The sequence below is a fragment of the Pseudomonas sp. MF09156 genome, from assembly GCF_059862305.1.
Window position 1 is genome coordinate 118,106 of sequence record NZ_JCBCUR010000009.1, and the last position, 11,331, is coordinate 129,436.

Below are 11,331 nucleotides of genomic sequence, written 5' to 3' on the forward strand. Positions count from 1 at the left end.
TCTGATCGATCGAACTTCGTCTTCCTGACACAGCTTATTTCCTCTGCCGACGGCGACGAGATCGATCATGAACCAATTGAACCAACTTCCCGACGACGACCTGCTGGCCCTGTTGCTGGCCGATGAAGCCGGCGCCGGGCAGTCCATCCAGAGCCTCGCCGGGCATGACCCGGTACCGCTGTCGTTCGCCCAGCAGCGCCTGTGGTTCCTGCAACAGTTCGATCCCCAGAGCCATGCCTACAACCTGCCACGGGCGATTGCCCTCAAGGGCCCGGTAGACGCGCGTACCCTGGAAGCGGCGCTGAACCGGGTGATCGACCGCCACGATATCCTGCGCACCGCCTTTCGCGACACCGACGGCACGCCGCTGCAAGTCATCGAGCATGACGCGCGGCTGACCCTGCTGGAAGAGGACCTGAGCGCCCTGGACAGCCAGCAGCGCGACTTGCAGCTGCAACAGCGTATCCGCCAGCACGCCACCCAACCCTTCGACCTGCGCCAGGCGCCGCTGATTCGCAGCAGCCTGCTCAAACGGGCCGAACAGGACTACGTGCTGCTGCTCAACATGCACCACATTGTCTCGGACGCCTGGTCCAACCCGATCCTGACCCACGACCTGGCCAGCGCCCTCGGCCAACCGGGCCAGGCCCTGCCGCGCCCAGCCATCCAGTACGCCGACTACGCCCAATGGCAGCGCCAGGACTACCCGCAGACGCCGCAACACAGCGCAGCCGCGCAGTATTGGAAAGCCTGCCTGGGCGACGAAATCCCCACCCTGGAGCTGCCTCGCGAGCGCCTGGAAAAGCCCGCCGGTGCCGGCCATCATCGGCACGCGTTGCCCGCCCACCTGAGCGAGCGCCTCCAGACCTTTTGCCAGCAACAGGGCCTGACGCCTTTCGTGGTGCTCCTGGGTGCCTGGCAGTTGCTGTTGGGGCGCTACAGCGGCCAGGTCGATTTCACCGTCGGCGTGCCCAACGCCACCCGTAACCAGGCGCAGATCCAGGACCTGGTGGGCTTTTTTGTCAGCAGCCAGGTGTATCGCGCGCGGCTGGCGCCCGAGCAAACCTGCAGCGCGTTCCTCCAGGGCCTGCGCCAGCAGTCCCTGGCCGCCCTGGAACATGCCGACTACCCCATCGAGCTGATCCTCGAAGACCTGCACCTGCAACGCAGCCCCCAGGCCAACCCGCTGTTCCAGACCCTGTTCAACTGGCGCGTCGGCGCCGCGCAGGAGGAGGCCCTGCACCTGGGCCCGCTGGAGCTGAGGTTTATGGACAGCCACCCGCTGCAGGCCAAGTTCGACCTGTCGCTGGACGTGGAATACAGCCAGCAGCAGATCACCGCGCATGTTGAATACGACGCCGCTTGCTTGCGTCCGGCGACCGTCGCCACCCTGGTCGGGCACTGGCAGAACCTGTTGCAGGGCATGATCGAGCAGCCCCATGCCCTGATCGGCGAACTGCCGATGCTCAGCGACCAAGAGCGCGGGCAGCAATTGGCGCAGTGCAATGCCACGGCCGTCGACTACCCCGACGCAGAACCTGTGCACGTGTTGGTCGCCAAGCAAGCCGAACGCCAGCCACAGGCTGTCGCCGTGGTGTTCGGCGACCAGCAACTGACCCTGGACCAGCTCAATCGCCGCGCCAACCAACTGGCCCACAAACTGCTGGAACTGGGCGTCGGCCCCAACGTCTGCGTAGGCCTTGGCCTTGAGCGCAGCCTGGAGATGGTCATCGCCCTGCTGGCCGTGCTCAAGGCCGGCGGCGCCTATGTGCCGCTGGACCCGGCCTACCCCGCCGAACGCCTGGCCTACATGATCAACGACAGCGGCATCGGCCTGCTGCTGAGCCAAAGCAGCCTGGCATTGCCCGCCCCTGACAGCCTGCCGTCCCTGAGCCTGGATCAGGACAGCGACTGGCTGGAAGGCTATGACAGCGCCAACCCCCAGGTAACGGTCAGCGCCGACAACCTGGCCTACATGATCTACACCTCCGGTTCCACCGGGCAGCCCAAGGGCGTGCAAGTGCGTCATGGCGCCCTGACCAACCATATGCTGTGGATGCAGGGCGAACTGGGCCTGAGCGCTGCGGACCGGGTCTTGCAAAAAACCGCCTTCAGCTTCGACGCCTCGGTGTGGGAGTTCTGGCTGCCATTGCTCAACGGTGCGCAGTTGGTCCTGGCTTCCAGCGAGCTGACCGAAGACCTGTCAGTGCTGTGGTCGCAAGTAGCCGCCCAGCGCATCAGCGTGCTGCAAATGGCGCCTTCCCTGCTGCAAGCCTTGCTCGCCGATGAACAGGGCGCACAGATGCAATCCCTGCGCCTGCTGCTGCTCGGCGGCGAAGCCCTCGGCACCCCGCTGGTCGCACAATTGCGCGAACGCTGGAACGGCCGCCTGTGCAACCTTTACGGCCCAACCGAAGCCACCATCGACAGCACCTTCTTTGATGTCCAGAGTTTGCCCGAGGGCGCCATTGCCCCTATCGGCCGCCCCATCGCCAACGTGCGCACCTACCTGCTGGACCACGACCTGCAACTGTGCCCCATGGGCACCAGCGCCGAACTGCTGATCGGCGGCGACTCCCTGGCGCAGGGCTACCACCAGCGCCCGGGGCTGACCGCCGAACGCTTTATTCCCGATCCGTTCGCAGGCAACGGCGCGCGCCTGTATCGCAGCGGCGACCTGACCCGCTACCGCGCCGATGGGGTCATCGACTACATCGGGCGCATCGACCATCAGGTCAAAATCCGCGGCCTGCGTATCGAACTGGGGGAAATTGAAGCGCAACTGCTGCAACACGAGGCGGTGCGCGAAGCCGTGGTCATCGCCCACCCAACCCTGGGCGGCGCGCAGTTAGTGGGCTACGTGGTGCCGACAGCGCTGGCAACGGACACTGCCCGCCAGGACGCCTTGCGCGAGACCCTCAAGGCCCACCTCGGCGAACACCTGCCGGACTACATGGTCCCCGGCCACCTGCTGATCCTCGCGCAACTGCCCTTGACCCCCAACGGCAAACTCGACCGCAAGGCCCTGCCCGCCCCCAACGCGAGCCAGGCCCTGCACGCCTACGTAGCCCCGCAGAACGAAGTGCAACAGCGTATCGCCAGCATCTGGCAAGACGTACTCAAGCTGGAAAAAATCGGCCTGAACGACAACTTCTTCGAACTGGGCGGCGACTCGATCATCTCCATCCAGGTCGTCAGCCGCGCGCGCCAGGCCGGTATCCACTTCACCCCCAAGGACCTGTTCCAGCACCAGACCATCCAGGGCCTGGCCAGCGTGGCAAAAAACCACGGCCAGGGCCTCGCAATCGATCAGGGCCCGGTCACAGGCCCAGCCCCGCTGCTGCCGATCCAACACCTGTTCTTCGACACCGACATCCCCGAGCGTCACCACTGGAACCAATCAGTCCTGCTCAAACCCGCCACCCCCCTGGACCCGCACCTGCTGGAACAGACCCTCAACGCCCTGATCCACCACCACGACGCCCTGCGCCTGAATTTCACCCAGGCTGAACACGGCTGGCACGCCGAATACCGCCCGAGCACAGCCTCGGTGCTATGGCAAACCCGCATCGACGACGCCACACAGTTGCACTCGGTGGGCGACGAAGCCCAACGCAGCCTCAACCTGCAAGACGGGCCGTTGCTTAGAGCGGTGCTGGTCAGCCTGGGGGACGGTAGCCAGCGTTTGCTGCTGGCTATTCATCACCTGGTGGTGGACGGCGTGTCGTGGCGGATTTTGTTTGATGATTTGCAGACCGTGTACCGGCAGGTAGAGGCGGGTAAGGCGATTGAATTGCCGGAGAAGACCAGCGCTTATAAGGCGTGGGGGGAGAAGTTGCGGGGGTATGGGTTGAGTGCGCAGTTGCAACCCGAACTGGCCTACTGGGAACGGCAACTGGAGACTGCCAGCCACGACCTGCCGCAAGCCAATCCTGAAGGCAAGCAACGGCACAGCCAGGCGACGACTGTCGATATTCAACTGAGCAGAACCCTGACCCAACAACTGCTGCAAGTCGCGCCCGCGGCCTACCGCACGCAAATCAATGATCTACTGCTGACTGCCCTGACCCGTGCGGTCAGCCAATGGACCGCGCGCGACAACGTCCTGATCCAACTGGAAAGCCACGGCCGCGAAGCCCTGTTCGATGATATCGACCTGACTCGCACCGTCGGCTGGTTCACCAGCCTGTACCCGGTCAAGTTGACCGCCCATCAGGACTTGGGCGAAGCAATCAAACAGGTCAAGGAGCAACTGCGGGCCATTCCTGACAAAGGCATTGGGTTTGGCGTTCTTCGCTACCTGGGCGACGCCCAGACTCGGGAACGCCTCGGCGCATTGCCCGTGCCGCGCATTACCTTTAATTACCTGGGCCAGTTCGACGGTAGTTTCGACAGTGCCGACGGCGCGCTGTTTGTTCCCACTGGCGAGGAACGTGGTGCCGAAAAAAGCGCCGAAACGCCTTTGGGTAACTGGCTGACCATCAATAGCCAGGTCTATGACAACCAATTGAGCATGGGCTGGACCTTCAGCCATGAAGTCTTCCCTGTCGAGGCTATCCAGAACCTCGCCAACAACTGCCTGCTCGCGCTCGAGCAGTTGATCACGTATTGCTGCGATACCAATCATCAAGGTGCAACCCCCTCGGACTTTCCATTGGCCGGGTTGAGCCAGGCACAACTGGACACTCTGAGCATTCCAGTCCAGCAGATCGAAGACATCTACCCGTTGTCGCCCATGCAGGAAGGCTTGCTGGTGCACACGCTGCTGGAAAAAAACTCCGGCATTTACTTCATGCAAGAGTGCTACACCATCAAGGAAACGCTGGACTATCCACACTTCGAGGCGGCCTGGCAGCAGGTGGTGCAACGCTATGAAGCGATTCGGGCGTCATTCCTGTGGAATACCGGCGGTACGCTTTTGCAAGTCATCCACAAAAACAGCAGCGTGCAGGTCGAACGCGTGGACTTGAGCCATGTGCCAATGGATCGGGTGCAGGCGCAAATCGAACACCTGCTCAAGGTAGAGCGGGAAACCGGCTTCGATCTCGCCTTGCAGCCTCCGATCCGCTTCAAGCTGATCCTGCTGGCCGACCAGTCCCACCGGTTTGTCATGAGCAACCACCATATCCTGCTGGATGCCTGGTGCCGCTCGTTGTTGATGTCGGACTTCTTCGAGATCTACCATGCCAGGTTGGCAGGCAAGCCCTGTGAGCTGGCCACGCCCTACCGCTTCCGCGACTTTATCCAATGGTTGCAACACCAGGATCGCACGGCCGCCACGACGTTCTGGCAAGACCAACTGGCAGGCTTGGAACACACCACGTCACTCCCGGTGGATCATCCGCAAGTGGCTGCGCACTCGGTGTCGGTGATTGGCGACAATTACACCTGGCTCAGCCAGCAAGACAGTACTGCGCTGCAAGAGGCCGCGACACGCTACCACCTCACCCTCAACACCTTTGTCCAGGCGGCCTGGGCCTTGACCCTGCATAACCACAGCCGCTCGCGGGACGTGGTGTTCGGTGTCACGGTCTCCGGCCGCCCAGCGCATATTCCCGAGATGCAAAATACCGTGGGGCTGTTTATCAACAGCGTACCGTTGCGGGTCGCTATCCCTACCCCGGACAGTCAACTCAGCACCTTCGCCTGGCTGCAAAGCATCCTGCACAAGAACGTGTCGCTGCGTGAATATGACTACCTGCCCCTGGTCAACATCCAGGAGTGCAGCGAGATCCTCAAAGGCCAGCCGCTGTTCAACAGCCTGTTCGTCTACGAGAACGCGCCGATGGAAGACTCCGTCGGCCAGGACGCCCAGGACATGGGGGTGATCTCCGAATCCTCACGGACTCACACCAACTACCCGGTGACCGTGGTGGTCTACCCGAGCGACAAGGTGGGCCTGCACCTGTCCTACGACACCCGTTTCTTTGAACGCTCGACCATGGACAGCCTGTTGGAGGAGTTCAAGCAATGGCTGGTCGCCCTGCGTCATCACTTGCATCAGCCGTTAGCCCAGATCACGCTGCTTGATCCCACGCGCCTGGACGACTGGGTCCTTGAACACAACCAATCGCAGGTACCCCACGACCTGCAGCGCTCGTTCGTCGAACAGTTCGAGCACCATGTCGATGCCAGCCCACAGCGTGTAGCGGCCATGTGCCGGGACCGCAGCTGGACCTACGAGCAACTTGACCACCACGCCAACAGCCTCGGCCACCGTTTGATTGAGCGCGGCGTGGGCCTGGACCAACCCGTGGCATTGCTGGCAGATCGTGACCTGGAACTACTGGCGATGATTGTCGGCACCTTCAAGGCCGGTGCCGGCTACCTGCCGCTGGATCCGAGCCATCCTGCCGAGCGGATCAAGAACATCCTGCGCCTGAGCAAGACACCGCTGCTGGTCTGCACGGCCAAGTACCGTGAGCACGCCCAGACGCTGCTTGCCGAACTGGCCGCCAGCGCTCCCGGTCATACCGTGGGCCTGCTGGTCTGGGAAGATCTGCCACCCAAGCACGCCAACCAGCAACGTCCTGGGCGCTACAGCGGCCCGAACAACCTGGCCTATGTGATTTTTACCTCGGGCTCCACCGGGCAACCAAAAGGGGTCATGGTGGAACAGGCCGGCATGCTCAATAACCAGTTGAGCAAAGTGCCGTACCTGCAACTGACCGACCAGGACATCGTTGCCCAGACTGCTTCCCAGTCATTCGATATTTCTGTCTGGCAGTTCCTCACCGCACTGCTGTGCGGCGCCCAGGTGTGTATTTTTGCCGACGATATTTCGAAGAACCCACAGGCACTGCTCACACAGGTTAAAGAGCAACGCATCACCGTACTGGAAATTGTCCCGGCGCTGATCCAGGCGCTGCTGACCGAACAACACAGCGACCTTCCCGACCTGCGCTGGCTACTGCCGACGGGCGAAGCGCTGCCAGCAGAAACCGCTGCCGACTGGCTGGCACGTTACCCAGCGATCAAGCTGATCAACGCCTACGGCCCGGCTGAATGCTCTGATGATGTGGCGTTCTACGACATTGACCCGGCCTCGACTCAACGCACCTACATCCCGATCGGTTACCCAACCGACAACAATCGCCTGTATGTGCTGGACGACGACCTGTCGCCGATCCCCACCGGGGCAACGGGTGAAATCTGCATTGCCGGCGTCGGCGTAGGGCGCGGCTACTGTGGCGACCCGGTACGCACCGCCACCAGCTTTGTGCCCAACCCCTTTGCCCTAGTGCCGGGGGAGCGCCTGTACAAAAGCGGTGACCTGGCGCGCCGACGCAAGGAAGACGGCGCCCTGGAGTACCTGGGGCGTGTGGACCAGCAGGTAAAAATCCACGGATTCCGTATCGAACTGGGAGAGATCGAGGCGCAAATCGCGCTGTTCCCCGGGGTTCGCGAAGCGGCCGTACTGGTCGGCGAGAACCCGCTGGGCAAGCAGTTGATTGCCTATCTGACCCTGGAAGAAGGTGACACTCACTCAGGCATCGATGCGCTGCGGGCCTTCCTCAAGGCCCGCCTGCCGGCCTACATGATTCCTGCCCAGGTGCATGTGCTGGAGCAGATGCCACGCAACCCCAACGGCAAGCTCGACCGCAAGGCTCTGGCCTGCGTAGACGTGCAAAGCGAAGCCCAGGAACACCGTGAACCGCAAAGCGGGTTGCAGAGCGACATTGCCGATATCTGGCGAGCCGTGCTGAAAACCCAGCGTATTGGCCTGGATGACAACTTCTTTGCCCTGGGCGGCAACTCGTTGCTGGCCACTCAGGTGACATCCCGAGTGCACCTGAACCTGGGGATCGAGGCGCCACTGGCGACGATTTTCGAAAGTGCCTCGCTGCAAGACTATGCATCCCGTATCGAACCCGCTGGCGGACAAACCCCTGATGACTCATTGAATGATCTGTTCGATCTGCTCGATGTGCTGGAGACCCAATAAATGCAAGCCAATGCCCTGAACGACTTGATTGACCGTTTTATCAAGTTGCCAGTTACCCAGCGCAAGACCCTTTATGAACAAATGAACGCAAAGGGTATGAGTTTGTCGCGCCTGCCGATCCCACAAACCCGGCATGCCTTCGCGCAAATACCTTTGTCGTTTGCCCAGGAGCGCCAGTGGTTTCTCTGGCTGCTGGACCCTGCCAGCGCTGCCTATAACCTGCCGACGGCATTACGCCTACGTGGCCCGCTGGACATCGATGCGCTACAACGCAGCTTCGATACCCTGATCGAGCGGCACCAGAGCCTGCGCACCCGGTTTGTCGAAGAGCCGCAGGGCGTGATGCAGGTGATCGAGCCGCGCAGCGCAATGGTCCTGGAAGTCACGAGCGAACATAGCGCCACGGATAGCTTGATCAAGGACTTCGTCGAGCACCAGAGTCGTCAACCCTTCGATTTGCGCAACGATCAGTTGCTGCGGGTGAAGTTGCTGCGCCTGGCCGACGATGATCATGTATTGCTATTGGTCCAACACCATATCGTCTCGGATGACTGGTCGATGCACCTGATGGTCCAGGAGTTGGTGCAGCTATACGGTGGCTATTCCCAGGGCCTGTCCGTCGAGCTGGAAGCACTGCCGATTCAGTACACCGACTACTCGATCTGGCAGCGCCGCTGGATGGAGGCTGGGGAAAGTGAACGCCAACTGGCTTACTGGAAGGGCCAACTGGGCGGCGAACAACCGGTCCTGGAGTTGCCTACTGATCGCTCGCGACCCGCCGTGCAGAGCTATCGCGGGGCGAACATCACAGTCACGGTTCCCACGGCGCTGGCACACCAACTCAAGCAGCTTGCCCAGCAGAGCAATGTGACGCTGTTCATGCTGCTGCTCGCCTCCTTCCAGGCACTTTTGCACCATTACAGCCGCCAGGCCGACATTCGTGTCGGCGTGCCCGTGGCCAATCGCAACCGGGTTGAAACCGAGCGCTTGCTGGGCTTTTTTGTTAACACCCAAGTGCTCAGGGCGCGCTTCGATGAACCGCTGTCCTTCAGCGAGCTGTTGGCCCAGGTCAAGCAAACTGCGCTTGAGGCCCAAGCCCACCAAGACCTGCCCTTCGAGCAACTGGTCGAAGCCCTGCAACCGGAACGTAACCTGAGCCTCAACCCTTTGTTCCAGGTAATGTTCAACCACCTCAGCGAACATCAGGGCGCTGCCGCCGGTGGGCCGTCATCACCTTCCACCTTGCACGTCGAGAGCCTGAGCAGGGAGCACCAGACCGCGCAATTCGACCTGACCCTCAACACCTTTGAATCGGCACAGGGTCTGTCTGCAACGCTGAACTACGCCACCGACCTGTTTGACGCCAGCACCATTGAGTGCCTCGGGCAACATTGGCTGAACTTGCTGGAACGCTGCATTGCAGCGCCGCAGCAGCCTATCAACACCTTTTCGTTACTCAGCGACGCGCAGCAGCAGAGTCTATTTGGCTGGAACCATACCGCTACGGCCTATCCCCTTGAGCGTTGTATTCACCATTGGATCGAACAGCAAGTCGAGCGTACTCCCGACGCGACAGCGCTGATTTTTGACAAGCAGCGACTGACTTACGCCCAACTCAATCAGCAGGCCAACACGTTGGCCCACCGCCTGATCGAGCATGGCGTAGGTCCCGACGCGATGGTGGGCATTGCGCTCGACCGCAGCCTGGAAATGGTCGTTGGCCTGCTGGCCATCCTCAAGGCCGGCGGCGCCTATGTGCCACTGGATCCTGAGTATCCGAGCGACCGCCTGGCCTACATGATGCAGGACAGCGGCATTACCTTATTGCTCAGCCAACAGTCCGTGCTCGATACCCTGCCAGTCCCTGCAAACGTTCTCACACTGTGCCTGGACGAACCGGCTGCGAACACTTACGCCAGCACCAATCCCACGGTCTGCCTTGACCCGCAAAACCTGGCGTATGTGATCTACACCTCCGGCTCGACCGGCATGCCCAAAGGTGCAGCTAACCGGCATTGCGCACTGGTCAACCGCTTGTGCTGGATGCAACAGGCGTATGGCCTCACTGCGGACGACACGGTGCTGCAGAAAACCCCATTCAGCTTTGACGTGTCAGTGTGGGAGTTTTTCTGGCCGCTGATGACTGGCGCTCGCCTGGCGATTGCTAACCCTGGAGACCATCGTGATCCGGCCCGACTGATCGAGTTGATCAATCAGCATCACGTCACCACTCTGCATTTCGTGCCGTCGATGCTTCAAGTGTTCCTGGCCGATACGCAGGTGTCCCGGTGCAGCGGTTTGCAACGTATCGTGTGCAGCGGCGAAGCACTGTCAGTCGATGCCCAGCGACAGGTGTTCACCAAATTGCCGAACGCGAGCCTGTATAACCTCTATGGCCCGACCGAGGCCGCCATCGACGTGACCCATTGGACTTGTCATCAAGACGCTAGCAGCGTACCGATAGGCCGGCCTATCGCTAACCTCAGTACGTGGGTCCTCAATGCAGAGCTGGCGCTTGTCCCACCTGGCGTAATCGGCGAGCTGTACCTCGGTGGCGAAGGCCTTGCCCGGGGTTACCACCAACGACCGGCGCTGACTGCCGAGCGCTTTGTCGCAAGCCCCTATGCCAAAGGCGAACGCCTTTACCGCACCGGCGACCTGGCGCGCCAGCGTCCCGATGGGGTTATCGAATACGTCGGGCGTATCGACCATCAAGTGAAAATTCGTGGCTTGCGCATCGAGCTGGGTGAAATCGAGGCACAGTTGCTGGCGCAAAACGAAGTGCATGAAGCGGCCGTGCTGGCCGTTGAGACCGCCATCGGCTTGCAACTGGTCGGGTACATCGTTCCCGCTTCGGACAGCGACGCCACAGCCCTGCGCGACATACTCAAGGCTCGTCTCAAGGCGCATCTGCCGGAGTACATGGTGCCGGCACACTGGCTTTTCCTCGATCAATTGCCTTTGAGTCCGAACGGCAAACTGGAGCGCAAGGCACTGCCAAAACCTGACGCCAGCCAGGTACAAAAAACCTACGTCGCGCCCAATAGCCCTTTGCAACAGCAAATAGCCCAGATCTGGCAGGACGTGTTGAAAGTCGAACCTATCGGTCTTGAAGATCACTTCTTTGAACTGGGCGGACATTCGCTGCTGGTCGTAAGTGTGGTTTCGCGCTTGCAACTGGAACTGGGCATGCAATTGACGCCGCAGTTGATGTTCCAACATCCGTCCCTGGGCGCGTTTGCCGCACAGCTTGAGCAGCAGGCCGGGCCTGTCAGCGCGCAGAAGCTGGACAAGCTTGAAGCCTTGCTCGATGAAATGGAGGAGTTCTGATGGATAAGGCTGTCGCCGCCCGCATTGCCCGGCGCTTCATCACCCTGCCCCTGGAA

2 protein-coding genes are annotated in these 11,331 nt (G+C 61.3%); both read left to right on the plus strand.

Translation table 11 applies throughout. From position 1 onward, the window contains the following. The first annotated feature begins 67 nt into the window (after positions 1-67). Positions 68-7,945 (plus strand): amino acid adenylation domain-containing protein, encoded by a 7,878-nt coding sequence (locus AC19YY_RS20060; RefSeq protein ID WP_500604725.1) that lies wholly within the window; start codon positions 68-70, stop codon positions 7,943-7,945. Continuing rightward, entirely contained in the window at positions 7,946-11,275 is a 3,330-nt protein-coding gene (locus AC19YY_RS20065; RefSeq protein ID WP_500604726.1) for an amino acid adenylation domain-containing protein, read from the plus strand. The last annotated feature ends 56 nt before the right edge of the window (positions 11,276-11,331 follow it).

Coding starts and splice junctions, on each gene's coding strand:
- AC19YY_RS20060 (WP_500604725.1), top strand. CDS start 68: ATGAACCAATTGAACCAACTTCCCGACGACGACCTGCTGGCCCTGTTG.
- AC19YY_RS20065 (WP_500604726.1), top strand. CDS start 7,946: ATGCAAGCCAATGCCCTGAACGACTTGATTGACCGTTTTATCAAGTTG.